Here is a 26289-nt window from a genome sequence, read left to right on the forward strand (position 1 = left end):
ACAGATGAAGTGAGTGGCCACAAATCCCGGACAACAAAAAACCCGCACTAGGCGGGTTTCTTGTGTGTTTCAGATGACGTTTGCACCATCTGAAACTAATTAGTGGTGCCCAGAGACGGAATCGAACCGCCGACACGGGGATTTTCAATCCCCTGCTCTACCGACTGAGCTATCTGGGCAACGGGGCGCATTAAACGGGTTTTTCAGGGGGTCGTCAAGCAAGTTTTCAAAAAATATTTAATTATTACCGTCGCTTACGGACCAACCCCCACATTTGATCAATTATTCAGCAGGTGGCACGTAGCCGTCGGCCTTGGCGTAATCTTCGCCGGAAAAGAACTTGTCCATCTCGCCCTGCAGGTATTTGCGGTCTTCGGCGTTCATCATGTTCAGGCGTTTTTCGTTGATCAGCAGGGTCTGGTGCTTTTGCCAGTCGGCCCAGGCCTTGGCGGAGACGTGATCGAAGATGTCCTGGCCCTTGGCGCCGGGGAACGGAGCGCGTTCCAGGGCGGGCAATTTTTCGTGGTACTTGCGGCAGATGATGGTGCGGGTCATGACGGAACTCCTGCGTTCAATGCTTCAGCCGCGCGCTTCAGCAGTTTCTTGACCGGGGCGGCAAGGCCCAGGCGCGGCGGGGTGGCGAGGTTATACCAGAGCCAGTCAGCCTCGGCCACGTGATGGGCAGACTCCTGGACCTGGACCAGCCAGGGTTCGATAGCCAGTTGGAAGTGGCTGAAGGTGTGGATCAGGCTCGGCAGTTCCTGATGCTTGCCCAGCGCCAGCGAGTGCTGGTTGGCCAGGTGCTCCAGGTCGCTCAGGTCATCCAGCTCCGGCAAGCTCCACAAACCGCCCCACAGGCCTGTGGAAGGGCGACGGTAAAGCAGAATCGCGCCCTCGCCATTGGCCAGCATCGGCATCAGCGTGCGCTTCTGGGGCACGGTCTTGCGCGGCTTGGGGATCGGGTAGCGGGTTTCCAGGCCGAGCATGTGGGCTTCGCAGCCCTTTTCCAGCGGGCACAGCAGGCAACTGGGTTTACTGCGGGTGCAAAGGGTGGCGCCCATGTCCATCATCGCCTGGGTGTAGGCGTTGACGCGGTCGTGGGGCGTAAAGCGCTCTGCGGTGGCCCACAGCTGCTTGGCGACCTTAGGCTCGCCCGGGTAACCCTCTTGGGCGGTAAAGCGCGCCAGCACGCGTTTGACGTTGCCATCGAGGATCGGCGCCCGCAGGCCCATGCTCAGGCTGGCAATCGCGCCAGCGGTAGATAGGCCGATGCCCGGCAATTCGGTGAGCTTTTCAACGTCACGGGGAAACTCGCCGCCGTATTCGGCCACGACGATCTTTGCGGTCTTTTGCAGGTTGCGCGCCCGGGTGTAGTAACCCAGCCCCGTCCACAGGTGCAGCACCTCGTCTTCCGGTGCGGCGGCCAGGGCTTCGACCGTTGGCAATGACGCCATGAACCGGTCGAAGTAGTTCAGCACGGTGCTGACCTGAGTCTGCTGCAACATGATCTCCGAGACCCACACCCGGTAAGGCGTGATGCCCTGTTGCCAGGGCAGGTCGTGGCGACCGTGGCGGTCGTACCAGTTCAGCACCGCCTCTGAAAATTCCTCGTTTCTCATCGCTTGAACAGACCCTTCAACGCGTCTTTCAACTGTGGATTGACCTTGTCGAGCTTCTGCTCAAGCTTCTCGCTGAGCTTGTTGCCCGCTGCCTTGATGGCGACCTGGCTCAAGCCGTCCTTGTCCAGGCGGCACGCCTTGGCGCCCAGTTCCAGCGGGCCACGGCAGCGCAGCGGGACTTCGATGTTCTGGAAGTTGGAGCCCACTTGGCAAGCCGGGTCCGGCACTTCGCGCTGGTCGCCTTCGACGATGATGCCGACGCGGTAGTCCATGCCCAGCACGCGCAGGTCGACGTCACCGTCGCCGTTGACGGTCAGGCCCGGGATGCGCACTTTGAGGTCGGGGTTGCTGGCCACGCCGTTGCGGAAGGTCAGGTTGCCCTTGAGCTCCTGGAACGGGGTGTCCTTGCCGCGCTGCTCGCCGCTGAGGGTCTTGCGGTTGAGCAGGGCGATGCCGGTGCACAGCTGTTGCTCAAGGTTGGCGTTGAGCAGTACACCGTTGTTGATCGCGAAGCTGGCGGTACCGTTGAGGCTGTCGATCAGGGCTTTCTGGCTATTGCCGCGGCCATTGAGGTTGCTGTCGAGGGTGAGCTGGCCCTTCACCGGCGGGTTCTGCCCCTGGGCTTGCAGGATGCGTTCGATCGGTACTTGCTTGATGCGCGTTTGCAGCGCCAGCAGCGGGATGTCCTGGCGCACGTCAAGGTTGCCGTTGGCCTGGAAGCTGCCGTTGTAGAGGCCGCCGCTCAAGGTGTCGAGCTTGAGCTGACCATCGAGGCCGGAGGCTTTCAGGGCGGCGTTCTGGATCGGCAGATGGCTCAGGGTCAATTGTCCGAAGGACAGGTCGGCGTTCACGTCCAGGGTGCGCAGGCGGGTCAGTGGCAGCAGCTTGTCGTTGCTCCACGCGGCCTTGGTCGGCGCGTCGGGCAGCGGTGTGGTGCCCCCGGCCGCCATGGCGCCGGCTTCGCTGTTCTGTACTTCAGCCTGGCGCGCGGCCGCAGCGCCTTTGGCGGCTTCGGACTTGGCCGGCAGGTAGTTGTCGGCGTTGAACGTATCGGCCTTGAGCTGCACTCGCAGGGATTGCTTGGCGAAATCATCCACGGCCACGCGCCCGGTAAAGGTGCTGTCGTCGAGTTTCAGGTTGAGGTCTTCAAGCGCCAGGCTGGTCGGTGTGCCCTTGAGGCGGCTGACCAGTTCGACCTTGCTCAGGCTGCCTGCGGCCATCGGAGGCAGCGGGTTGCCGACGCTGTCGAGGAACTTGGCCAGGTCAAACTGGGCAATCGACAGGGCACCATTGAGCTGCGGAGTCTTGTCCAGGTCGTTGACCTTCAGCTCGCCCAGGGCGCGCAGTTGGTTCAGCGACAGCTTCATGTTGGTCCATTCGGCGATGTTGGCGGCAAGGTCCACCAGCAATTGGCCCTGGGTCGAAAAGGTCACGGTCTTGCCTTGCAGCGGCTCGCCCGTGGCTTCGCCACTGAGTTTCATGTCTTCGAACTGGTAACGCTGGAGGGCGCGCTGAATGCGCAGGTTGCCGTTCAACTCGGTCTTGACGCGCATCAGCGGCTGATTGGTGCCGAGGAATGCGGTGAGTTTCAGTGGGATGCTTGCACCTTCGTGCACCGCGCCGGCGCTCAATTGGATGCTTTCGGCGCTGAACTGCTTACCGCTCTGCTCATCGTTGTATTCGACGCGGGCGTTATTGATGGTCAGGCTGTCGATGTCCAGGCGGATCGGCTGCGGCGGCTTTTCAGGCTTGGGCGGCGTGGCCGCTTCAGTGACGGCGGGCGCACTGGTGGCGGTGGCCGGGTCCGGCACATTCTTGCCGATGTCTTCCCAGTTGCCGTGGCCATGCACGTCTTTGTTCAGGCGCAGGTTCAGGCCTTCGACACGCACGTCGCTCATCTGCACTTCACGGCGTAGCAGAGGCAGCACGCGAACAGACAGGCCGAGCATCTGCAAATCGGCAAACGGTTGGGTCGGGTTGGTCAGGGTCGCAACGCTGGCCTCGTGCAGTTCCAGGCCTAGCCAGGGGAACAGGCTCCAGCCGATGTCGCCATTGAGCGTCAGCTCGATGTGAGCCTTGTCGCGGGCAATCTGGCGAATCTCGTCTTTGTAGTCGTTGGGATCGAAGAGATGGGTCAGGGCAAAGCCTAGAGCCACAATGATCAGCAACAGCCCGAGAAGTACCAGACCCAGGATTTTGCCGAACGCTTTCATGGGCGAGTCCTTGTATGTCGATTTAAAATTTAGCCGAAGAGTATAACGCCCGAAGGCTTACGTCAGTTCGCGGATAGTTACATTGTATCCAAGGTCGGAAAAACGGGATTTTGGCGTCAAAAAAGACAGATAACCTGGAAAAGGTGATGGCAGTTTGGTTTTTCTGTCATCCACAGATGCTAATCTCTGCGTGTTCGTCCGCCTTCTGCGGCTAAACGTCGCGCCAAAATGGAGCTTTACTCAAAAAAACGGCCACGCTTTGCGTGCCAGGCCGAGGGAGAGAGCGCCCGACGGACACATACTAATAACTGGGGGAAACACCAATGAGCACTAGCACTGCGGCGGGTCATACTGCTGCACAGCCTGCGTTCCTGTCCAAGGAGCGCATTATCGCCAAGCCTGGGTTCAACCGTTGGCTGGTACCACCGGCCGCCCTGGCCATCCACCTGTGTATCGGCATGGCCTACGGCTTCTCGGTGTTCTGGTTGCCGTTGTCCAAGGCGCTGGGTATCACCGCACCAGTCGCCTGTGCGCCGGACATGAGCTTTATCAGCCAGGTCTTCTCGTCGCAATGCGACTGGCCCATCTCCATGCTGGGCTGGATCTACACTCTGTTCTTCATCTTCCTGGGTTGCTCGGCAGCGATCTGGGGCGGCTGGCTGGAACATGCCGGGCCACGTAAAGCCGGTGTCGTGTCGGCCTTGTGCTGGTGCGGCGGTCTGCTGATCTCTGCGTTGGGGATCTATACCCACCAGATCTGGCTGATGTGGATCGGCTCCGGGGTCATTGGTGGTATCGGCCTGGGACTGGGCTATATCTCGCCGGTCTCGACCCTGATCAAGTGGTTCCCGGACAAGCGCGGCATGGCTACCGGCATGGCGATCATGGGTTTCGGCGGCGGCGCGATGGTTGGTGCTCCGTTGGCAGCCGCCCTGATGGGCCACTTCGCTTCGCCGACCAGCGTTGGCGTGTGGCAGAGCTTCGTGGTCATGGCCGTGATCTACTTCGTGTTCATGATCGGCGGCGCCTTGTCCTACCGCGTTCCGCCGACCGGCTGGAAGCCTGAGGGCTGGACTGCCCCGGCGAAAAAAGCAAGCAACGCGATGATTACTCACCGTCACGTGCACGTAAACGTGGCCTGGAAAACCCCGCAATTCCGCCTGGTGTGGCTGGTGCTGTGCCTGAACGTATCGGCCGGTATCGGCATCCTCGGCATGGCTTCGCCGCTGCTGCAGGAAGTGTTCGGCGGTAAATTGCTGGGTAACGGCCTGACGTTTGGCCAACTGGATGCCGGTCAACTGGCTTCCATCGCGGCCATCGCCGCCGGCTTTACCGGCCTGTTGAGCCTGTTCAACATCGGTGGCCGGTTCTTCTGGGCATCGTTCTCCGACTACCTGGGCCGTAAAAACACCTACTTCGTGTTCTTCGCATTGGGCTTTGCCCTGTACGCGTTGATCCCGAACCTGGGTCACCTGGGCAACGTCGCGCTGTTCGTGGCGGCGTTCTGCATCATCCTGTCGATGTACGGCGGTGGTTTTGCGACCGTCCCGGCTTACCTGGCAGACCTGTTCGGTACGCAAATGGTGGGCGCGATCCACGGTCGTCTGCTGACCGCATGGGCAGCGGCGGGCGTGTTGGGCCCGGTGTTGGTGAACTACCTGCGCGAGTACCAGTTGAGCATCGGCGTTGAACGCGCTGCCGCTTACGACATCACCTTGTACATCCTCGCCGGTCTGCTGGTGCTGGGCTTCATCTGCAACCTGCTGGTACGGCCGGTGGCCGACAAGTACTTCATGACCGACGCCGAACTGGCTGCCGAACAGGCGCTGGGCCACGACAAGGGCGCCGATTCCAGCACCGTGCTGGAATGGAAAGCCTCCTCCGGCAGCGTGCCATTGGCGGTGGCTGCCTGGCTGGTGGTGGGTATTCCGTTGGCGTGGGGCGTGTGGGTCACCCTGCAGAAAACTGCGGTACTGTTCCACTAACACCGCGTAACCCTTGTGGGAGCGGGCGTGTGTGGGAGCGGGCTTGCTCGCGAATGCGATGGATCAGTCAGCCCATGTATTGGCTGACACACCGCTTTCGCGAGCAAGCCCGCTCCCACACAAAGCTGCTCCCACACTTGTACTGACATGTCTATCCCCGACACTCCATCAGTCTTATCCCCTCCGATGTTTCTGTTTAGCGCCCGCGCCCCTATAATGGCTGCCTTTTTCGCCCAATGATTTTGCGGAGCTGGTGATGGCCGAACGTAAGGCGTCCGTCGAGCGCGACACTCTGGAAACCCAGATCAAAGCCTCGATTAACCTGGATGGCACCGGAAAGGCCCGATTTGATATCGGTGTACCTTTTCTTGAGCACATGCTGGACCAGATCGCCCGTCACGGGCTGATCGACCTGGATATCGTCAGCAAGGGCGACCTGCATATCGACGACCACCACACCGTGGAAGACGTCGGTATCACGTTGGGCCAGGCTTTTGCCAAAGCCATCGGCGACAAGAAAGGCATCCGTCGCTACGGCCACGCCTATGTCCCGCTGGATGAAGCGCTGTCGCGTGTGGTCATCGACTTCTCCGGCCGTCCAGGCCTGCAGATGCACGTACCCTACACCCGCGCCACCGTGGGCGGCTTCGACGTTGACCTGTTCCAGGAATTCTTCCAGGGTTTCGTCAACCACGCGCTGGTCAGCCTGCACATCGACAACCTGCGCGGCACCAACACTCACCACCAGATCGAGACCGTGTTCAAGGCCTTCGGTCGCGCCCTGCGCATGGCCGTAGAGCTGGATGACCGCATGGCCGGGCAAATGCCGTCGACCAAGGGCGTCCTGTAATGCAGACGGTCGCGGTTATCGATTACGGCATGGGTAACCTGCACTCGGTGGCCAAGGCCCTCGAGCACGTAGGTGCCGGCAAGGTGCTGATCACCAGCGATGCCGACGTGATTCGCGAAGCCGACCGGGTGGTGTTCCCGGGGGTTGGCGCGATTCGCGACTGCATGGCCGAGATTCGCCGCCTGGGCTTCGACAGCCTGGTGCGTGAAGTCAGCCAGGACCGGCCGTTCCTCGGCATCTGCGTGGGCATGCAAGCGTTGCTCGACAGCAGCGAAGAGAACGCCGGCGTCGACTGCATCGGCCTGTTCCCGGGCCAGGTGAAGTTTTTCGGCAAGGACCTGCACGAAGACGGCGAGCACCTGAAGGTGCCGCACATGGGCTGGAACGAAGTACGCCAGACCGTGGACCACCCGCTGTGGCACAACGTGCCGGACCTGGCGCGTTTCTATTTCGTGCACAGCTATTACATCGCCGCCGGTAACCCGCGTCAGGTGGTGGGTGGCGGGCACTATGGCGTCGACTTCGCCGCGGCCCTGGCCGACGGTTCGCGCTTTGCCGTGCAGTTCCACCCGGAGAAGAGCCATACCCATGGCCTGCAATTGCTGCAGAACTTCGCCGCGTGGGACGGGCGCTGGTAATGGCCAAGAAGGTCAAGCCGCCGATCTTGAACCTCACTCCCCAACAGGAGAGTGAGGCCACCGACAAGATCAAGCGTTTCATGGAAGACCGCTTCGAGCTCAAGCTCGGTTCGTTCGAGGTCGCAGAAATCCTCGAACTGTTCACCACTGAAATTGCTCCGCACTATTACAACAGGGCGATTTTCGATGTGCAGACGCACCTTAAAGAAAGGTTCGAAAGCATCGAAAGCGACTTGTGGGCGCTCGAGAAACCCTGATTTCCCGAGCAACGCTGAATATCGAATAAGGTTTGCCAGATGCTGATTATTCCCGCTATCGATCTCAAGGACGGCGCCTGCGTACGTCTGCGCCAGGGCCGCATGGAAGATTCCACGGTGTTCTCCGATGACCCGGTGAGCATGGCTGCCAAGTGGGTGGAAGGCGGTTGCCGTCGTCTGCATCTGGTGGACTTGAACGGTGCGTTCGAAGGCCAGCCGGTCAACGGCGAAGTGGTGACGGCGATCGCCAAGCGTTACCCGAACCTGCCGATCCAGATTGGTGGCGGCATCCGCTCCCTGGAAACCATCGAGCACTACGTGAAAGCGGGCGTGAGCTACGTGATCATCGGCACGAAGGCCGTGAAAGACCCGGCCTTCGTCGCAGAAGCCTGCCGCGCGTTCCCGGGCAAGGTGATCGTCGGCCTCGACGCCAAAGACGGTTTTGTCGCCACCGACGGCTGGGCGGAAATCAGCACCGTCCAAGTGATCGACCTGGCCAAGCAGTTTGAAGCCGACGGCGTCTCCGCCATCGTTTATACCGACATCGCCAAAGACGGCATGATGCAGGGCTGCAACGTACCGTTCACCGCGGCGCTGGCCGCGGCTACCAAAATCCCGGTGATCGCTTCCGGCGGTATCCACAACCTGGGCGACATCAAGTCGCTGCTGGACGCGAAGGCGCCAGGGATCATCGGCGCCATCACCGGCCGGGCGATCTATGAAGGCACTCTGGACGTCGCTGAAGCCCAGGCTTACTGCGACGCCTACAACGGCTGAGGACTGACCATGGCGCTGGCCAAACGCATCATCCCTTGCCTGGACGTCGACAACGGTCGCGTGGTCAAGGGCGTCAAGTTCGAGAACATCCGTGACGCCGGCGACCCGGTGGAAATCGCCCGTCGCTACGACGAACAGGGTGCTGACGAGATTACCTTTCTCGACATCACCGCCAGCGTCGATGGTCGTGACACCACGCTGCATACCGTCGAGCGCATGGCCAGCCAGGTGTTTATCCCGCTGACCGTGGGCGGTGGCGTGCGCACCGTGCAGGACATTCGCAACCTGCTGAATGCCGGCGCGGACAAGGTCTCGATCAACACCGCCGCCGTGTTCAACCCGGAGTTTGTCGGCGAAGCTGCGCAGCACTTCGGCTCTCAATGCATCGTCGTCGCCATCGACGCCAAGAAAGTCTCCGGCCCGGGCGAAACCCCGCGCTGGGAGATCTTCACCCACGGCGGGCGCAAGCCGACCGGATTGGATGCCGTGGAGTGGGCGATGAAGATGGAAGCCCTGGGCGCCGGTGAGATCCTGCTGACCAGCATGGACCAGGACGGCATGAAAAACGGCTTCGACCTGGGCGTGACCCGTGCCATCAGCGATGCCTTGGGCATCCCGGTGATTGCTTCCGGTGGCGTCGGCAACCTGCAACATCTGGCCGACGGCGTGATCGAAGGCCACGCCAGTGCGGTGCTGGCAGCGAGTATTTTCCACTTTGGCGAATACACCGTTCCCGAGGCAAAGGCCTACATGGCGGCACGCGGTATCGTCGTTCGCTAAACGTCACTGGACACCATGGCAGGCTCGCGGCACTCTCTGGGCTTGCCATGGATTCCGGTAACTTTCATGTTCAGAGACCTGCTGCTCGCCCTCGCCAGTGCCACCGTTCTGTTGACGGGTTCGGCCCATGCCGATGAACCGTCCGACGGCGCTTCCCTGGTGCTGCTGACGGAAAACTTCCCGCCTTACAACATGGCGAAAAACGGCAAGAACTTCGCCAAGGAAGAGAACATCGAAGGCATCGCCGTGGACATCGTCCGCGAGACCTTCAAGCGTGCCGGCATTTCCTACAACCTCACTCTGCGTTTCCCCTGGGAACGAATCTACAAACTCGCCCTGGAAAAACCCGGCTACGGCGTGTTCGTGATGGCGCGTCTGCCGGACCGTGAGGCGCTGTTCAAATGGGTCGGCCCCATCGGCCCGGACGATTGGGTGCTGCTGGCCAAGGCCGACAGCAAGATCCAACTGAGCGACCTTGAGCAAGCCCGGCGTTACAGGATCGGCGCCTACAAGGGCGACGCCATCGCCGAGAGCCTTGAGAAACAAGGCCTGAAGCCGGTCATCGTGCTGCGGGATCAAGACAATGCGCAAAAACTGCTCGATGGCCAGATCGACCTGTGGGCCACCGGCGACCCGGCGGGCCGTTACCTGGCGCGCCAGGTCGGGGTGACCGGGCTCAAGACCGTGCTGCGTTTCAACAGCGCGGAGCTGTACCTGGCGCTGAACAAAAATGTGCCGGATGACGTAGTGGCGAAACTCCAGGCAGCCCTCGATCAGTTACGGCAGGAGGGTGTCGTCGATGAAATCATGGGGCGTTATCTCTAGGCTGGGCTCGGCCAGGGGTAGTTCCACGGCCTGCTTGAGCGGCCGTTCGGCTGGCGGCTCGTCAATGCGCTCCGGCTCGGAGGCGGGATACTCGCTCACGTACACGTTATCGCCGTTGGTATAGGTGACGGTGCCGGTCACCTGGCTGCCATCTTCACGCAGCAGGCGATATTCACTCTGGATGACGTAGGCCGCGACGGCTTTGTTGGCCGGGATGTAGCTGATGATTTCCAGCGCCGACAGATGCCCCCAGCCCTTTGCCGAGCGCTGGCAATGGGTAAAGTCCTGGTTCAGGTGGGCGGAAAATCCCAGTTCAAAGGCGCGGGCATCCGCAGGCCACTCACTGCATAGCTCAATGCTGGAGGTGGCGGTGAGAGCTCTTGACTGCTCCCCGGTCTCGCCCTTTGTGGCTGTCCACATGAAGGGTTGACTGGTGGCCGCCTGGTTGTGCCCAAAGCCGACGAACAAGTAGTGATCAATCCTTTCCAGTCGATACATGGGGCAGGTTTGCAATTGTTCGACAGGGCTCAGGTCCGGGTCTTTCACGGTAAACCAGGGAAGTTGGCAAATCTGAGGCTGTGCCAGTGTGTGCAGTGCCGCAGGTGGTGCGTAGCCGGAGAGCTGCGGTGGCTGCGGTCGCTCGTACACTGCGTCGGTCAGGGGCAGGCACAACGAATAGGCCGTGGCGGTCGGTTTCGCGTAGCTGGTGGTGCCGATAAAGGTGCCGGGGGCCAAATTGATTTCACCAGGGGCTGCGTCGGCGGGCTTGATTTCCCAGGCACTGAAGTCCATTGGTGCGCCACTGCCCTTGTCGGTCCAGATCAATTGCCCGGTCTGGGCCGCCGTGACCAGATCCTCGCGCACACAGCGCACCGTATTGCGCGAAGGTTTGTCGTAGCCCACGCCGCACACCAGTCCCATGGATACATAACCTTCAGGCGGCAATGGACGCCACAGGGAAAAGTCGGTGCGCGCGCCCGAGCCGGCATCCTTCCACACCAACTCGAACTCATCGGGTGAACGAAGTGCGGTGCCGTCGACCTTATTCGCGTCGCTGATGACGGCGACGACTTTCTGCTGGTTGATATTGCGATAGCCTTCGACCGCGATGTCACCCAGCGGGAAGAATTGGCTCAGCGAGTCGGCTGAAGTGGCCGGCCGCCAAAAGCTTATGGACTTGTAAACTCCCGATCCCCGGTCATTCCACAGAGGGATGAATTCGGACGTGAAATTGATGAGCAGGTCTTTGTATTGCAGTGCGTTCATGAGGAGACTCTCCAGTTGATCCAGGGATCCACTATCGGAGAGTCTGCAGGGGCAGGAGCGGTAGCTATTTAGAGTTAACGGTAGGTACCGTTTTTACCGTGGCCGGCCATGGCCTGATTACTGCGCAGGCTGATCATCAACTTGATGTCGATCCAGTCGATGCCCTGGGCCTTGAGCTTGGGCAGCTCACGTTCCAGCACCGCCAGGGTTTGCGGGTAGGGATGGCCGATCATTACGGCCGAACCCTGTTTGTGGGCCAGCTTGATCGCGGTCTGCAATTGAGTGGTGATGGCCGCTTCGGTGCGTTCGTCATCGAGGAACACATCCCGCGAGACGCTGGCCAGACCAATCTTCTGTGCCTCGGCGGCAGCGACGGTTTTAGCGCTGGTGCGGCTGTCGACGAAGAACTTGTGGCGCCGTTGCAGCTCACCCATCAACCAGGCCATCGCCTCCGGCTGAGCGGTCATACGGCTGCCCATGTGGTTGTTGATGCCGGCGGTGTAAGGCACGGCCTTGAAGGCCGCGTCCAGGCGTTTGCCGAGTTCTTCGATGGGCAGGTCGGGGTGCCAGGCGAACGGGCCGGTGGCCGGGTCCATGGGCATGTGCAGGATGACGATCTTGCCCGCCTTGTGGGCTTCGCGGGCGAATTCGGCGGCGTGGGGTGTGTCGGGCATGATCGCCGTGGTCACCGGGCCTGGCAGGGCGAGCACACGACGATCCCGGGGCAGGTTTTGCCCGAGGTCGTCGATGATCAGGGTCAGGTAGGCTTTGTGTTCAGCGGGGGCTGTGCTGGCAGGGCTGCCTTGGGCAACTCCCGCCAGACAGCACAGCAACGCGACGATCAGTCCACAACGCATATCAACGGCTGCGCGTAATGCTCAGGCCCTTGAGCAGGCTCAGCGCCTGGGCCAGTTGATAATCGTCGTCCTGCGGCATCGGCTTGGCTTTCGAGCCGCTGCCGGTTGGCTGGTCGGCGCCGCCGTTGCCATTGCCCAGGTGGCCCTGCAGGTCAGCTTCCTTGTAGAACTCGCTGTCGACTTCGTTGGTGATCTTGGCCTTGCGCACTTCGATGTCCGGCACGATGCCCTGGGCCTGGATCGAGCGACCATTCGGCGTGTAGTACAGCGCCGTGGTGATCTTCAGGGCGCGCTCGTTGTTCAGCGGCAGTACGGTTTGTACCGAGCCTTTGCCGAAGCTGGTGGTGCCCATCAACACACCGCGTTTCTGGTCTTGCAAGGCGCCGGCGACGATTTCCGAAGCCGAGGCGCTGCCGCCGTTGATCAGTACAACCATTGGCACGCCTTCGCTGAGGTCGTTGCCGGTGGCCGAGAAGCGCAGTTCGGAGTTGGCGATACGGCCCTTGGTGTAGACGATCAGGCCCTTGGTGATGAAGTGGTCGACCACTTCCACCGCCGCCTGCAACACGCCGCCCGGGTTGTTGCGCAGGTCGAGCACGATGCCGCTGAGTTTCTTGCCGTTGTCTTTACGCAACTTGGCCAGGGCCTTGGCCACTTCGTCGCCGGTCTTGACCTGGAACTGGGTGATACGGATGTAGCCGTAACCCGATTCCAGCAGTTGGGCCTTCACGCTCTTGACCGTGATGGTGGCGCGCGCCAGGGTCACGTCAAACGGGTTGCCGCCGTCGCGTACCAGGGTCAGGGTAATTTTCTGGCCGAGCTTGCCGCGCATCTTGTCGACGGCTTCGGTCATGGTCTGGCCGCGGGTCGGCTGGCCGTTGATCTTGACGATCAGGTCGCCCGCCTGGATCCCGGCCTTGGAGGCCGGCGTGTCGTCGATAGGCGAGACCACTTTGATCTGGCCGTCTTCGGCGCCGACTTCAATGCCCAGGCCACCGAATTCACCGCTGGTGCTTTCCTGCAGTTCGGCAAAGTCTTCCGGGCCCAGGTAGGCGGAGTGCGGGTCAAGGTTGCTGAGCATGCCCTTGATGGCATTTTCCAGCAGGGTCTTGTCGTCCACAGGTTCGACATAAGCGGCCTTGATCCGGTCCATGACCTCGGCAAAGGTGCGCAACTCGTCCAGCGGCAGCGGGGCCTTGGTGGTCGCGGCCGTGGCTGACTGGGCGGTCTGGTCGGCGAATGCCAAAGGCGCGCCGATCACCAGGGCGATCGTCAGGGCCAGCGATGTGAGGCGGGACAAATGCAGCATGTCGAACGAACTCCTAATGTAGATGCGACCCTTATCCTTGGGTGCGGCACCATTGTGCCGGGTCGCTCGGGCGGCCCTGCTGACGAATAGCGAAGTACAGCGCCGGAGTGTCCTGGCCACCACTGTTACCGACAGTGGAGATGGATTCACCGGCTTTTACAACATCACCTGCCGCTTTAAGCAAAGTTTGATTGTGGCCGTAAAGGCTCAAATAGCCATTACCGTGGTCAAGAATCACCAACAAACCTGCGCCGCGCAGCCAATCGGCGAACACCACACGGCCGCCGTGAATGGCGTGGACCTGAGTGCCGGCGCCGGCACTGATCATCACACCGTCCCACTTGGCGCGGGTGTCATCGCCACGGGTTTCACCAAAGCGTGCCAGTAATCGACCATCAACTGGCCATGGAAGTTTTCCCCGGGCTGAAGCAAAAGGTCCGCCAAACGATTCGCCGGCGCTGGAAACCAGCGGGCCAGGCGCTGCACGCGCCGGTTTACGCGGGGCCGGTGCATCGGTGGCGCTGGCAACGGCCTCGGCCGCCTCACGCTCGCGCTTTTTTTCGGCTTCCTGCTGGGCGATCAGCGCTTTTTGCCGCGCTTCTTCGGCCTCGCGGGCCTGGCGCGCCAGGGTTTCCTCGATGGTTTTCAGGACTTTGGCCAGGTCGGCCTGGTCTTGCTCGCGATTCTTGAGCTTGGCATCCCGGGCCTTTACGTCGTCATTCAGCTTGGCCAGCGCCTGCTGGCGCTCCTTGCGAACCTTGTCCAGCTCGTCGCGCTGGCTGTCGAGGGCGCTTTTCTGGTCGAGCAACTGCGACTGCTGGTTAGCGATTTCCTGCTCGACATTGGCCAACTGGCGCAGGGTCTCGTTGAAGCTTTTTAGTTGCTCCAGGCGGGCCTTGCTCAGGTAGTCGTAATAGGTAAGGGTGCGGGCGAATTTTTCCGGGTTCTGCTGGTTGAGCAGCAGCTTGAGGTATTCCTGGCGGCCGTTCTGGTAGGCGGCGCGGGCCTGGATCGCGATCAGGCGTTGCTGTTCAACGCGGGCGCTCTGGAGTTTTTTTTCTCAGCGTCGAGTCGCTCCAGTTCCGACTCGCTCTTCTTTAATTCTTTTTGCAGCTCCTGGACCTGCTTCTCCAGCTTGCCCATCTCGGTTTCCGTGCCGCGCAGGTCTTTCTGCACGCCGGATTTCTCTTCCTGGAGCTTGCCGAGCAGCTTCTTGAGCTCGGTAATGTCCTGACGCGTAGCGTCCAACTGTTGTTGGGTTTGTGCACGCTCATCGGCAAATGCCGGTTGGAGCAGGCAGACAAGAGCAAGGGTAATCAAGGCGCGAAGCATAGAGGCGGGCGACACCAGGGAAAGGGACGGCCTAGTATGCCCGCCAAGCGCTGCAAAAAAAACGCCTCAAAGCCAACTGCTTTGAGGCGTTCGTCATAAAAAGCCGTTTCGGGCGATTTAACCGGGCGGTTTTGCCATTAAACCAATATCGAAGTGCCAGTCATCTCTTTCGGCTTCTCCAGCCCCATCAGCATCAACATGGTCGGTGCCACGTCGGCCAGTACGCCGCCGTCACGCACTTTCAGGTTGCGTTTGCCGACGTAGATGAACGGCACCGGCTCGGTGGTGTGGGCGGTGTGGGCCTGGCCGGTGGATTCGTCGGACATTTGCTCGCAGTTGCCGTGGTCGGCGGTGATCAGTGCTTCGCCGCCCACCTTGTCCAGCGCGTCGACGATGCGGCCGACGCACAGGTCCAGGCATTCAACGGCTTTTACCGCCGCTTCCAGGTTGCCGCTGTGGCCCACCATGTCGCCGTTGGCGTAGTTGACCACGATCACGTCGTAACGCTGGTGCTCGATGGCGTCGACGATCTTGTCCGTGACTTCCGGGGCACTCATTTCCGGCTGCAGGTCGTAGGTGGCGACTTTCGGCGACGGGATCAGGATGCGCTCTTCACCCGGGAACGGTTCTTCACGACCGCCGGAGAAGAAGAAGGTGACGTGGGCGTATTTCTCGGTTTCGGCAATGCGCAGTTGGGTCTTGCCGTTTTTCGCGAGGTAATCCCCCAGCACGTTTTCCAGGCTGCCCGGGGCGAATGCCGACGGGGCCGGGATGTTGGCGGCGTATTGGGTCAGCATCACGAATTCGACTTTCGGCTGGCGTGCGCGCTCGAAGTCCTTGAAGCCGTCGTCGACAAACACATGGCTCAGCTCACGGGCACGGTCGGCGCGGAAGTTCATGAACACCACGGCGTCGCCATCTTCGACTTTTACCGGTTCACCGATGGTGGTGGCTTTGACGAATTCGTCGCTCTCGCCACGGGCGTAAGCGGCTTCCAGGCCTTCCTGGGCAGTGGCGGCGTTGAATTCGGCCTGGCCGTCGACGATCAGGTTGTAGGCCTGGGCTACGCGGTCCCAGCGGTTGTCACGGTCCATCGCGAAGTAACGGCCGACCAGGCTGGCGATGCGACCCTTGCCGAGGGTCTTGAAGGTTTCGTCCAGCAGTTCGATGGAGGACTGGGCGCTTTTCGGCGGGGTGTCGCGGCCGTCGAGGAACGCGTGCAGGTAGATTTTTTCGGCGCCGCGCTTGAAGGCCAGTTCGGCCATGGCGATCAGGTGGTCCTGGTGGCTGTGGACGCCGCCGTCGGACAGCAGGCCCATGAAGTGCACGGCCTTGCCAGCCTTGACTGCCTTATCCACTGCCGCGCAAAGAGTCGGGTTCTCGAAAAACTCGCCGTCGCGGATCGATTTGGTCACGCGGGTGAAGTCTTGATAGACCACTCGTCCGGCACCGAGATTCATGTGGCCGACTTCCGAGTTGCCCATCTGGCCGTCCGGCAGGCCAACATCCATGCCCGAGCCCGAGATCAGGCCGTTCGGTACGGTAGCGCTCAGACGGTCCAGTACTGGCTTCTTGGCCGAGTACACAGCGTTGTCGTGGTGGCTTTCACTGTGTCCGAAGCCATCGAGAATTATCAGGACCAAAGGTTTAGGCGTAGTAGTCATAGATCCTCTCGCGGCGGTAATGAATGAAGGCAATTGAAAAGGGAGTGGCAGTTTAAAGCGAAGTTCCGACCACGTCACCGCTTTACGGGGGTTGGCCGACCATGACGGCTGTGTATACTTACCGCCATTTTAACGCCCTGGAACCTCCTTGATGGTTGATCACCTGATTGCATTTGCCACTACCCACTATTTGCTCGCTGGTGCGTTCGTCGTACTGCTGGCGCTGCTGATCGCTCACGAATTGAGCCGCGGTGGCCGCAGCCTCAGCACGTCCGAGCTGACCGCCCTGGTCAACAAGGATGAGGCCGTAGTGGTGGACATTCGTCCCGCCAAGGATTTCGCCGCCGGTCACATTGTCGGCGCGCTGAACATTCCCCAGGACAAGCTGATTTCGCGCCTGGCCGAGCTGGAAAAGCACAAGGCCAAGACCATCATCCTGGTCGACGCCCAGGGCCAGCACTCCGGCACTCACGCCCGCGAGATGCTGAAAACCGGCTTCAACGCCGCCAAACTGTCGGGTGGTATTTCCAGCTGGCGTGGCGACAACCTGCCGCTGGTGAAGTGATATGAGCCAGGTTGTCGTTTATTCCAGCGATTATTGCCCTTATTGCATGCGGGCCAAGGCCCTGCTTGAGGAAAAGGGCATTGCCTTCGAAGAGATCAAGGTTGATGGCAAGCCCCAGGTGCGCGCCGAGATGACCAAGAAAGCGGGACGCACGTCCGTGCCGCAGATCTGGATCGGTGACAAGCATGTCGGTGGATGCGATGACCTGTTTGCACTCGAGCGCGCCGGTAAACTGGATGCGCTGCTTCACGTCTGACTCCTAACCCCTAAAAGACCCCAAGATCACGAAGGATCTGCGATGACTGACCAACAGAACACCGAAGCGGCAGCAGAAGAAGCTCAAGGCCCACAATTTTCCCTGCAGCGTATCTACGTACGTGACTTGTCGTTCGAAGCGCCAAAAAGCCCGGCCATCTTCCGTCAGGAATGGACCCCGAGCGTTGCGCTGGACCTGAACACCCGTCAAAAGGCGCTGGAAGGCGACTTCCACGAGGTCGTGCTGACCTTGTCGGTTACCGTCAAGAACGGCGAAGAAGTGGCCTTCATCGCTGAAGTGCAGCAGGCCGGTATCTTCCTGATCCAGGGCCTGGACGAAGCGTCCATGAGCCACACCCTGGGCGCGTTCTGCCCGAACATTCTGTTCCCTTATGCCCGTGAGACCCTGGACAGCCTGGTCACCCGTGGCTCGTTCCCGGCGCTGATGCTGGCTCCGGTGAACTTCGATGCCCTGTATGCGCAAGAGCTGCAGCGCATGCAACAGGAAGGTTCGCCAACGGTTCAGTAAGCTGTTGCTGCATAAAAAAGCGCCATAACAGGCGCTTTTTTATTGGGCGAGCCCCCTGTAGGAGCGAGCTTGCTCGCGAAAAACCTGAGAGCGCCGTGTCCATTCAGGATGCCCGCGTCATCGTTAACGTTTTTCGCGAGCAAGCTCGCTCCTACAGAGGAATAGGGGGCTATTTGAAACCGAGTTGGCGCCAACCCTCATAGACGGCGACGGCCACGGTGTTGGACAGGTTCAGGCTGCGGCAGCCTTCGCGCATCGGCAGGCGCAGGCGGTGGCCGTCGGGCAGGGTGTCGAGCACGTCCGCCGGCAGGCCGCGGCTTTCCGGGCCGAACAGGAAGGCGTCGCCTTCGGCAAAGCTGGCATCATGGAATGGCCGCGAGCCCTTGGTGGTAAACGCGAACAACCGTGGGTGGTTCAGGCTTTCCAGGCAACTGGCGAGGTCCGCGTGGCGTTGCAGGGTGGCGTACTCGTGGTAGTCCAGCCCGGCGCGGCGCAGGCGCTTGTCGTCCATGTCGAAGCCCAAGGGCTCGATCAAATGCAGGTGGCAGCCACTGTTGGCGCACAGCCTGATAACGTTGCCGGTATTCGGCGGAATTTCTGGTTGAAAAAGGATGACGTGAAACATGCACGGCTCCGAAGGCAAAGATGCGCTGCATTCTACCCCTGAAGAAGACCCCAGGCCGAAGCTATTGCCACGGGTTTTAGGCTCGTTGGCCATTGTCGGCTTGATGGTGGGCCTGATGATCGGTCGGCTGACCACGCCAGACCCGGTCGAGCTGCAGCAGGTGGAGCCTGCGGCCGATGGCCTGGTGGTGTGGTTCAACAGCGAGCCCAAGCTGCACGGCGAGCATATCGACGGCACGGTGGCGCTGCTGTTCGATGCGCTGGGCAAGGCTCAGGGCGGGCAACTGAAGGTCAACGACAAGGACGTGAACTGGCGCATCCGCAAGACCGATGGCGGCTTGCTGCTGAACCTGGTGGCGGCTCGGCCGTTGCGTGGGGTGTGGTCGGGGGCGAAGGTCGAGGGACGCTGGCGGGTGGAGATCCATCTCCAGGAGCAATAAAAGAGGGAATCCCCGGCCTGCCTGTACCAAGGTTCCCAAAACGGGCTGGGGCTATGGGCGCGTTGCCTCATAAGCCCCGGGTGTAAAGAAGGGAGTTCCCGGCCTGCCTGTACCAGGGCTCCCAAAACGGGGTGAAGCCAAAGGCTTCGGTGTTAAAGAGGGAATCCCCGGCCTGCCTGTACCGAGGTTCCCGAAACGGCTGTGGGGCGCGACGCGATCCGCATCAAGCACCCCGGGTGTAAAGAGGGGATTCTCGGCCTGCCTGTACCAAGGTCCCCGAAACTGGGTAGTAACAGGGTTATTGCAGGGCGCGTGCCAGAACTGTGAAGTTGTGCCAAAAAATTTCTCCAGAAAGCGCAAAGCCCCGGGATACGGGGCTTTGGCGTTTTCAGCTGTTAATATTTTTTTAACAAGGCATATGTTTCAGGGGGTGGATAAGTGCGCGATGCCGGTTCGTGGTGCATTGAAGCGGTGCACGGTGCTGAAACTTTGTGGAGGTCCAAATGTGGGAGCGGGCTTGCTCGCGAAGGCGGCGCGTCAGTCGATACGTATGTTGACTGAACCATCGCCTTCGCGAGCAAGCCCGCTCCCACACTGGATCTTCGGTGTACTTGAGGGATCAATCAGGCCTCATCACCTTCGTCATCATCCCCACCGTCGACCTTCATCCCCAGCTCCTTGATCTTGCGAGTCAGGGTGTTGCGGCCCCAGCCCAGCAGCACGGCAGCGTCGCGACGGCGACCGGCGGTATGCTTGAGGGCGGTTTCGATCATGATCCGCTCGAACGCCGGCACAGCGCTGTCCAGCAGGTTCGACTGGCCGCGTGCCAGAGCCTGGTCGGCCCACTGGCGCAGTGCCTGCTCCCAGTTGGTCACCGGTGCCGAATCCTGCGGCAGGCTCAGCAGCTCAGGCGGCAGGTCGCTGATATGCACTTCGCGACCCGAAGCCATCACCGTGATCCAGCGGCAGGTGTTCTCCAGCTGACGCACGTTGCCCGGCCATGGCAGGTTTTTCAGGTATTCCTCGGTCTCGCTTTTCAGCAGCTTCGGCTCGACGGCCAGCTCCTGGGCGGCGCGGCTGAGGAAGTGACGGGCCAGGGTCGGAATGTCTTCGCGGCGGTCCGACATCCGTGGGATGTGGATGCGGATCACGTTCAGGCGGTGGAACAGGTCTTCACGGAATTTCCCGGCATGCACCAGGGTTTCCAGGTTCTGGTGGGTCGCCGCGATGATGCGTACGTCGACCTTGACCGGCGTGTGCCCGCCAACCCGGTAAAACTCGCCGTCGGCCAGGACCCGCAGCAAGCGGGTCTGGGTGTCGGCCGGCATGTCGCCGATTTCATCGAGGAACAGCGTGCCGCCATCGGCCTGTTCAAAACGGCCACGGCGCAGGTTGGCCGCGCCGGTGAACGCGCCTTTTTCGTGGCCGAACAGTTCCGATTCCATCAAGTCTTTCGGAATCGCCGCCATGTTCAATGCAATGAACGGTGACGCCGCCCGTGGGCTGTGACGGTGCAGGGCGTGGGCCACCAGCTCTTTACCGGTACCCGACTCGCCGTTGATCAGCACGGTGATGTTGGAGTGGCTCAAGCGCCCGATGGCGCGAAACACTTCCTGCATTGCCGGCGCTTCGCCGATGATTTCCGGGGTACGGGTCAGGGCCGGCGGAGCTTCCTGGTTCTGCTGTTCCTGAGCGTGCTGGTTGGCACGTTTTACCAGCGCCACCGCCTCGTCTACATCGAACGGTTTTGGCAGGTATTCAAAGGCACCGCCCTGATAGGACGCGACAGCGCTGTCCAGGTCCGAGTGCGCGGTCATGATGATCACCGGCAAGCGCGGGTGCTGCTCGCGAATCCGCGCCAGCAGGTCCAGGCCACTGGCGCCGGGCATGCGTATGTCGGAGATGATCACGTCAGGCTGCTGGCGAGCCAGGCGGCTCATCACCCCGTCGGCGCTGTCGAAGCTCTGGGTGGTCATGCCTTCCTGTTGCAAGGCTTTCTCCAGGACCCAGCGGATAGAACGGTCGTCATCGACGATCCAGACAGTTTCACTACGGCTCATGTCGATGGGGCTCCTTGTTCCAGTGGCAGAAAGATCGAGAAGGTGGTGTGGCCGGGATGGCTCTCACATTCGATCAAACCCTGGTGCTGGCTGATAATGTTCTGGGTAATGGCCAAGCCGAGCCCGGTACCGTCCGGGCGGCCGCTGACCATTGGGAAAAAGATGGTTTCCTGCAGCTCGGCAGGGATACCTGGGCCGTTGTCGATGATCTCGACCTTGGTCACCAGGCGATGGCGCACGTGGCCGATGGTGAACTGACGCAGCGCGCGGGTGCGCAGGCTGATGCGGCCCAGGCGCAGTTCGTTCTGGCTGCTGATGGCCTGCATGGCGTTGCGCACGATATTGAGCACCGCCTGAATCATCTGCTCGCGGTCGATCAATACGTCGGGAATGCTCGGGTCGTAGTCGCGCACCAAGGTGATGCAGCCCTGGCTTTCGGCCTCTACCAGTTGGCAGACCCGCTCCAATACTTCGTGGACGTTGGTCATCGCCAGCGACGGCAGCTTGTTGGAGCCGAGCATGCGGTCCACCAGGTTACGCAGGCGGTCGGCTTCCTCGATGATGACGTTGGTGTAGTCCTTGAGGTTCTCGTCCGGCAGCTCGCGGGCCAGCAACTGTGCGGCGCCGCGAATCCCGCCCAGGGGGTTCTTGATCTCGTGGGCCAGGCCGCGCACCAGCATCTTGCTGGTTTCCTGCTTGGACAGTTGCGCCTCTTCCTTGGTGATGCGCAGCAGGCGATCCCGGGGATGCACCTCCAGCAGCAGCAGGGTCGCGCCGTGACTCAGGATCGGCGTTACCGCGTAATCGACGGTCAGGGTCTGGCCGGTGAGGGCGGTGAGCATCGCTTCGCGCTTGGTGAACGGGTGCGCCTGCTCCACGGCCTGGCGCAATGAGCTCAAGGCCTCGGCCGACTCAGTGAACAGCTCACTGATGAATTGCCCATGGCTGCGCTGTCCGCTGATGGCCAGCAGCATTTCCGCCGCCGGGTTCATGTACTCAAGGCGCAGTTCGTCATTGAGCAGAATGGTCGCGGTGGTCAGGTTGTCGAGTAGCAGGCGGTGCAGTGCGTCGCTGATGGTCATTAGGACCTCTTTTGGAGCAAGGCGCGGCCTTGAGGCATGCGCTGATACAAGGAAAATGCAAAAACCAAACCAAAGCTCCGAAAAGAAGCGTTAAAGCCCTGAAATGGGAAGTTAAGGCGCGAAACTGTGGCGTTCTGCCAGCTTGAGCGTGAAGTTTCGAACCAAAATGGGTTGCGTAAGTGGGAAGGGTGCAACGCATTGCACCAATATAGTGCGGTTTTGAAAGATCTGTTCAGGAAGCTGGTGGCAACGACTGATTGACTGAATGGGTCGGATCTAAATTTTGGGAGCGGGCTTGCTCGCGAAGGCGGCGTGTCAGTCATGCATATATCAACTGACACACCGCCTTCGCGAGCAAGCCCGCTCCGACATTTTGATGGGGTTCGCAATTTTAGATTTTATAGAGGCACAGCTCGGCGGTGGCGCGGATCATCGCCAGTTGGTGCAGTGGGTCATGTGCAGCCGCGTGATTGGCCTGGGCCAGCCATTGTGGACACTGGGGGTTGGTGCGTTCAGGGGTGAAGTCCGCCAGCTGTTGCAGCAGGCGTTTTTGCAGCAGGTCCAGTTTAGGGCGAATCTGGCCGACCAGATCCGGGCGCGGATCATTGGGTGCCTTGCCTTGCAACTGCCAATCGGACAGGTGAGCGTACTGCACCAATTTGTTCGCTTCGATCTGGGCCGAGAAAAACTGTTCTGCCTGGGCCGGTGCCAGTTGGTAGCTCGGCGCCTGGGCGACGACGCTGGCGATTACGTCCTGCTCCCGCGCACGGTCCTCGACGGGCTTGTGGCTGTCCCATTTGCTCAGGGCCACCTGGTCGGCAATCGCCAGGCGTTCGGCGATGCTGTCGAGCAGTGGGGCGAGAGTGGGTGGTGCTGCGAATACATTGGCGCTGATGGCCAGCAAGATGAACCCAAGTTTGAATTTCAAGGCAGAACCCTCTTCTGTAGGCGCGAGCTTGCTCGCGAAGGTCGTTAACGATAACGCGTAAATATTGAAGAAATGCGGCGCCTTTGGATTTTTCGCGGGCAAGCCCGCTCCCACAGGGTTTTGCGGGCAAAAAAAAGACCTCCCGAAGGAGGCCCTTTTTCATCACGCCACGTTAAGCAGCGCTACCGGATCAGCAGCTGTAGTACAGCTCGTATTCCAGTGGGTGTACGAAGGTACGAACCTTGATTTCTTCTTCGCTTTTCAGGGCGATGTAGGCATCGATAAAGTCGTCGCTGAACACGCCGCCTTTGGTCAGGAACGCACGGCCCTTGTCCAGCTCTTCCAGGGCTTCTTTCAGGCTGCCGCACACTTGTGGGATCTCTTTGGCCTCTTCAGGCGGCAGGTCGTACAAGTTTTTGTCGGCGGCGTCGCCTGGGTGAATCTTGTTCTGGATACCGTCCAGGCCGGCCATGACCAGGGCAGCGAAGGCCAGGTACGGGTTGGCTGCCGGATCCGGGAAACGGGCTTCGATACGGCGAGCGCGAGGGCTGGACACGTAAGGAATACGGATCGAGGCGGAACGGTTGCGAGCCGAGTAGGCCAGCATCACTGGCGCTTCGAAACCTGGGACCAGACGCTTGTAGGAGTTGGTCGACGGGTTGGTGAAGCCGTTCAGGGCCTTACCGTGCTTGATGATACCGCCGATGAAGTACAGGGCGGTGTCGGATAGGCCGGCATAACCTTCGCCAGCGAAGGTGTTCTTGCCTTCTTTGGCGATGGACAGGTGAACGTGCATACCCGAACCGTTATCGCCGTACAGAGGCTTAGGCATGAAGGTAGCGGTACGGCCGTAGGCATCAGCCACGTTGTGTACGCAGTACTTCAGGGTCTGTACTTCGTCAGCCTTGGCAACCAGGGTGTTGAACTTCACACCGATTTCGTTTTGGCCGGCAGTTGCCACTTCGTGGTGGTGAACTTCGATGACCAGGCCCATCTCTTCCATGGCGTTGCACATGGAGGTACGGATTTCGTGGTCGTGGTCGAACGGAGGAACCGGGAAGTAGCCGCCTTTGATACCTGGACGGTGGCCTTTGTTGCCGCCTTCCACGTCCTGGTCGGACATCCACGAACCTTGTTCGGAGAAGATTTTGAACATGGAGCCAGAGATGTCGGACTTGAACTTGACCGAATCAAAGATGAAGAATTCTGGTTCCGGACCTACGAATACGGTGTCACCGATACCGGTCGACTTCAGGTATTCCTCGGCGCGCTTGGCGATCGCACGTGGGTCACGGTCGTAGCCTTGCATGGTCGAAGGCTCGATCACGTCGCAGACGATGATCAGCGTTGGGTCTTCGGTGAACGGGTCGAGTACGGCAGTGCTGTCGTCCGGCATCAGGATCATGTCGGAAGCTTCGATGCCTTTCCAGCCAGCAATGGAGGAGCCGTCGAACATTTTGCCTTCTTCGAAGAAGGCGTCATCCAGCGCGTCGCGAGCCGGCATGGTCACGTGGTGCTGAGTGCCTTTGGTGTCCGTGAAGCGCAGATCAATCCATTTGACGTCATGATCTTTGATGAGTTGAACCGACTTCGACATAGTGTCCTCCGGGTGGCTTCGGGCTGGGGTAGTGGAGTAGCCCTTAGAATGTGGGTGATGCCGGCGCGAATACTCGACCAAGGCAACCTGCCTCACAAGAGAGCAAATTGCATGCCAGTGCCCCGACATGGGTTTTTTGCCACAAAAACGCCCCTATAAAGGTGCAATCCGCTGAAGCGGAAGAAAATGCGCACCGCAATGTAGCGCGAATTTTCGTTTATGACCCGTTTTGGTGCGCGAAAGGTTCGATGCATATTAACTGGTTAAACCTTGAGCGATTTCCGCTATAATCCGCGCCCCCTTTTTCGGCTGGGCCTGCGCGCGCTGTTTTCATGAAATTAATCGTTAAAGTCTTCCCCGAGATCACCATCAAGAGCCGACCGGTACGGATGCGTTTCATCCGTCAATTGGCCAAGAACATCCGTGCCGTGCTCCGCGATCTGGACCCGGCTGTGGTGGTGAACGGTGTGTGGGACAATCTCGAGCTGGAAACCCGCCTCACAGACCCCAAGGCCTTGAAGGACATGACCGAGCGCCTGAGCTGCGTGCCGGGCATCGCGCATTTCCTGCAGGTCGACGAGTACCCGCTGGGTGACTTCGACGACATCACCGAAAAGTGCAAACAGCACTACGGCGAAGTGCTGGCGGGCAAGGTTTTTTCGGTGCGTTGCAAACGCGCCGGCAAGCACCCGTTCAGCTCCATGGATGTCGAGAAATACGTGGGCAGCAAGCTGCGTCGCGAGTGCGGCGCCGCCGGAATTTCCCTGAAAGCGCCGCAAATTGAAGTGCGGATGGAAATTCGCGACCAACGGTTGTTCGTGATCCACAGCCAGCACGACAGCATCGGCGGCTACCCGCTGGGCGCCCTGGAACAGACCCTGGTCTTGATGTCCGGCGGTTTCGATTCCACCGTGGCGGCCTACCAGATCATGCGCCGCGGGCTGATGAGCCACTTCTGCTTCTTTAACCTGGGCGGGCGTGCACACGAATTGGGCGTGATGGAAGTCGCGCATTACATCTGGAAGAAGTACGGCAGCTCGCAACGGGTGCTGTTTGTCAGCGTCCCGTTCGAGGAAGTCCTGGGAGAAATTCTCGGGAAAGTCGATAACAGTCATATGGGCGTAGTATTGAAGCGTATGATGTTGCGCGCTGCGTCCCGAATCGCGGATCGGCTGGAAATCGACGCACTGGTCACCGGTGAAGCGATTTCCCAGGTGTCCAGCCAGACCCTGCCGAATCTGTCGTTGATCGACTCTGTGACCGAGAAGCTGGTATTGCGCCCGCTGATCGCCAGTCACAAGCAAGACATCATCGACCTGGCGACCCAGATCGGCACGGCGGATTTCGCCAAGCACATGCCGGAATATTGCGGGGTCATCTCGGTGAACCCCAAGACCCACGCCAAACGCAACCGCGTGGAGTACGAAGAACAACAGTTCGACATGGCCGTTCTCGAGCGAGCGCTTGAGAACGCCAAGCTGGTGCCGATCGATCGGGTTATCGACGAATTGGGCCAGGATTTGCAGATCGAAGAAGTCAGCGAGGCTCTGGCCGGTCAGATCATCATCGACATCCGTCACCCGGATGCCGCTGAAGACGAGCCGCTGGAAATTGCTGGCATCGACGTACAAACGCTGCCGTTCTATGCACTGAATGCGCGTTTCAAGGAACTGGATGACAGCCGTCAGTACCTGTTGTATTGCGACAAAGGCGTGATGAGTCGCCTGCATGCCCACCATTTGCTCAGTGAGGGGCATGCCAATGTGCGCGTTTATCGACCGAGCTAAGAGCCCGGGGCTGTTTGCCTGTGGCCTGCGTCACCGGCCCCCCGACTCTG

General features: G+C 60.4%; 24 protein-coding genes, 1 tRNA gene and 1 pseudogene. 12 read left to right on the plus strand and 14 right to left on the minus strand.

What is annotated here, in order from left to right; translation table 11 throughout:
* Positions 1–103 precede the first annotated feature (103 nt).
* The 4 genes from NVB75_RS21720 to NVB75_RS21735 form a co-directional block, all read right to left on the minus strand.
* Positions 104–179, minus strand: a tRNA-Phe gene (locus NVB75_RS21720).
* 103 nt (positions 180–282) lie between these two features.
* Positions 283–555: an oxidative damage protection protein gene (locus NVB75_RS21725; protein WP_258343248.1), complete on the minus strand. Its 273-nt coding sequence runs from the start codon at positions 553–555 to the stop codon at positions 283–285.
* On the minus strand, positions 552–1619 hold the full coding sequence (mutY, locus tag NVB75_RS21730) for an A/G-specific adenine glycosylase (protein WP_258343249.1): 1068 nt from the start codon (positions 1617–1619) through the stop codon (positions 552–554). Before mutY ends, NVB75_RS21725 begins: the two co-directional genes overlap by 4 nt.
* A complete protein-coding gene (locus NVB75_RS21735) occupies positions 1616–3832 on the minus strand; it encodes an AsmA family protein (RefSeq protein ID WP_258343250.1) in 2217 nt (738 codons plus the stop codon). The genes mutY and NVB75_RS21735 overlap by 4 nt, the downstream gene beginning before the upstream one ends.
* A 323-nt stretch (positions 3833–4155) precedes the next feature.
* On the opposite strand from NVB75_RS21735, the gene NVB75_RS21740 reads away from it, so the two are divergent.
* The 7 genes from NVB75_RS21740 to NVB75_RS21770 all read left to right on the plus strand — a co-directional run bounded on the left by NVB75_RS21740 (position 4156) and on the right by NVB75_RS21770 (position 9944).
* Complete coding sequence (locus NVB75_RS21740; RefSeq protein ID WP_010169062.1) at positions 4156–5817, plus strand: OFA family MFS transporter; 1662 nt, start codon at positions 4156–4158, stop codon at positions 5815–5817.
* Positions 5818–6073: 256 nt separating this feature from the next.
* Positions 6074–6667, plus strand: coding sequence for an imidazoleglycerol-phosphate dehydratase HisB (gene hisB / locus NVB75_RS21745; protein ID WP_003218037.1), 594 nt, complete (start codon positions 6074–6076; stop codon positions 6665–6667).
* Positions 6667–7305: an imidazole glycerol phosphate synthase subunit HisH gene (gene hisH, locus NVB75_RS21750; protein ID WP_017478168.1), complete on the plus strand. Its 639-nt coding sequence runs from the start codon at positions 6667–6669 to the stop codon at positions 7303–7305. The genes hisB and hisH overlap by 1 nt, the downstream gene beginning before the upstream one ends.
* Positions 7305–7562 carry a DUF2164 domain-containing protein gene (locus tag NVB75_RS21755; protein WP_003218033.1) on the plus strand — a complete coding sequence of 86 codons (258 nt, stop codon included), beginning with the start codon at positions 7305–7307 and terminating at the stop codon, positions 7560–7562. Before hisH ends, NVB75_RS21755 begins: the two co-directional genes overlap by 1 nt.
* A gap of 39 nt (positions 7563–7601) precedes the next feature.
* On the plus strand, positions 7602–8339 hold the full coding sequence (gene hisA, locus NVB75_RS21760; protein WP_003187784.1) for a 1-(5-phosphoribosyl)-5-[(5-phosphoribosylamino)methylideneamino]imidazole-4-carboxamide isomerase: 738 nt from the start codon (positions 7602–7604) through the stop codon (positions 8337–8339).
* Positions 8340–8348: 9 nt separating this feature from the next.
* On the plus strand, positions 8349–9119 hold the full coding sequence (gene hisF / locus NVB75_RS21765; RefSeq protein ID WP_017138643.1) for an imidazole glycerol phosphate synthase subunit HisF: 771 nt from the start codon (positions 8349–8351) through the stop codon (positions 9117–9119).
* Between the two features lie 66 nt (positions 9120–9185).
* Positions 9186–9944, plus strand: coding sequence for an ABC transporter substrate-binding protein (locus NVB75_RS21770; RefSeq protein ID WP_258343252.1), 759 nt, complete (start codon positions 9186–9188; stop codon positions 9942–9944).
* Here the strand turns inward: NVB75_RS21770 and NVB75_RS21775 are convergent.
* The 5 genes and pseudogenes from NVB75_RS21775 to gpmI all read right to left on the minus strand — a co-directional run bounded on the left by NVB75_RS21775 (position 9897) and on the right by gpmI (position 16372).
* Positions 9897–11210, minus strand: a complete 1314-nt coding sequence (locus NVB75_RS21775; RefSeq protein WP_258343253.1) for a Vps62-related protein — start codon at positions 11208–11210, stop codon at positions 9897–9899. The genes NVB75_RS21770 and NVB75_RS21775 overlap by 48 nt on opposite strands.
* Before the next feature lie 74 nt (positions 11211–11284).
* Positions 11285–12067, minus strand: coding sequence for a divergent polysaccharide deacetylase family protein (locus NVB75_RS21780; RefSeq protein ID WP_258343254.1), 783 nt, complete (start codon positions 12065–12067; stop codon positions 11285–11287).
* Position 12068: 1 nt separating this feature from the next.
* Positions 12069–13376: a S41 family peptidase gene (locus NVB75_RS21785; protein WP_258343255.1), complete on the minus strand. Its 1308-nt coding sequence runs from the start codon at positions 13374–13376 to the stop codon at positions 12069–12071.
* 31 nt (positions 13377–13407) lie between these two features.
* Positions 13408–14708 (minus strand): annotated as a pseudogene (locus NVB75_RS21790) (peptidoglycan DD-metalloendopeptidase family protein).
* Positions 14709–14845: 137 nt separating this feature from the next.
* Positions 14846–16372: a 2,3-bisphosphoglycerate-independent phosphoglycerate mutase gene (gene gpmI, locus NVB75_RS21795; RefSeq protein ID WP_258343256.1), complete on the minus strand. Its 1527-nt coding sequence runs from the start codon at positions 16370–16372 to the stop codon at positions 14846–14848.
* Between the two features lie 151 nt (positions 16373–16523).
* Between gpmI and NVB75_RS21800 the strand changes: the two genes are divergently transcribed.
* The 3 genes from NVB75_RS21800 to secB are packed head-to-tail and all read left to right on the plus strand — an operon-like array spanning position 16524 to position 17721.
* A complete protein-coding gene (locus NVB75_RS21800) occupies positions 16524–16937 on the plus strand; it encodes a rhodanese-like domain-containing protein (protein WP_003218014.1) in 414 nt (137 codons plus the stop codon).
* A 1-nt stretch (position 16938) separates the two neighbouring features.
* Positions 16939–17193 carry a glutaredoxin 3 gene (gene grxC / locus NVB75_RS21805; protein ID WP_258343257.1) on the plus strand — a complete coding sequence of 85 codons (255 nt, stop codon included), beginning with the start codon at positions 16939–16941 and terminating at the stop codon, positions 17191–17193.
* Between the two features lie 42 nt (positions 17194–17235).
* Positions 17236–17721: a protein-export chaperone SecB gene (gene secB, locus NVB75_RS21810; protein ID WP_003218009.1), complete on the plus strand. Its 486-nt coding sequence runs from the start codon at positions 17236–17238 to the stop codon at positions 17719–17721.
* 169 nt (positions 17722–17890) lie between these two features.
* On the opposite strand, the gene NVB75_RS21815 is transcribed toward secB, so the two are convergent.
* Positions 17891–18346: a tRNA (cytidine(34)-2'-O)-methyltransferase gene (locus NVB75_RS21815; RefSeq protein WP_258343258.1), complete on the minus strand. Its 456-nt coding sequence runs from the start codon at positions 18344–18346 to the stop codon at positions 17891–17893.
* Between NVB75_RS21815 and NVB75_RS21820 the strand changes: the two genes are divergently transcribed.
* Entirely contained in the window at positions 18345–18785 is a 441-nt protein-coding gene (locus NVB75_RS21820) for a hypothetical protein (protein WP_258343259.1), read from the plus strand. The two genes, NVB75_RS21815 and NVB75_RS21820, sit on opposite strands and share 2 nt — an antisense overlap.
* A gap of 623 nt (positions 18786–19408) precedes the next feature.
* On the opposite strand, the gene ntrC is transcribed toward NVB75_RS21820, so the two are convergent.
* The 4 genes from ntrC to glnA all read right to left on the minus strand — a co-directional run bounded on the left by ntrC (position 19409) and on the right by glnA (position 24452).
* The gene (gene ntrC, locus NVB75_RS21825) at positions 19409–20845 is read right to left on the minus strand and encodes a nitrogen regulation protein NR(I) (protein ID WP_008435682.1); all 1437 of its coding nucleotides are present in this window, start codon (positions 20843–20845) and stop codon (positions 19409–19411) included.
* Positions 20842–21927, minus strand: coding sequence for a nitrogen regulation protein NR(II) (glnL, locus tag NVB75_RS21830; RefSeq protein ID WP_003218001.1), 1086 nt, complete (start codon positions 21925–21927; stop codon positions 20842–20844). The genes ntrC and glnL overlap by 4 nt, the downstream gene beginning before the upstream one ends.
* Positions 21928–22318: 391 nt before the next feature.
* Positions 22319–22855, minus strand: coding sequence for a chorismate mutase (locus NVB75_RS21835; protein WP_258343261.1), 537 nt, complete (start codon positions 22853–22855; stop codon positions 22319–22321).
* Positions 22856–23045: 190 nt separating this feature from the next.
* Positions 23046–24452, minus strand: a complete 1407-nt coding sequence (glnA, locus tag NVB75_RS21840) for a glutamate--ammonia ligase (protein ID WP_003217999.1) — start codon at positions 24450–24452, stop codon at positions 23046–23048.
* A gap of 332 nt (positions 24453–24784) precedes the next feature.
* On the opposite strand from glnA, the gene thiI reads away from it, so the two are divergent.
* Complete coding sequence (thiI, locus tag NVB75_RS21845; protein WP_258343264.1) at positions 24785–26239, plus strand: tRNA uracil 4-sulfurtransferase ThiI; 1455 nt, start codon at positions 24785–24787, stop codon at positions 26237–26239.
* Positions 26240–26289: the final 50 nt, after the last annotated feature.

Source organism: Pseudomonas sp. CBS (assembly GCF_024734645.1).
Taxonomy (GTDB): Bacteria; Pseudomonadota; Gammaproteobacteria; order Pseudomonadales; family Pseudomonadaceae; genus Aquipseudomonas.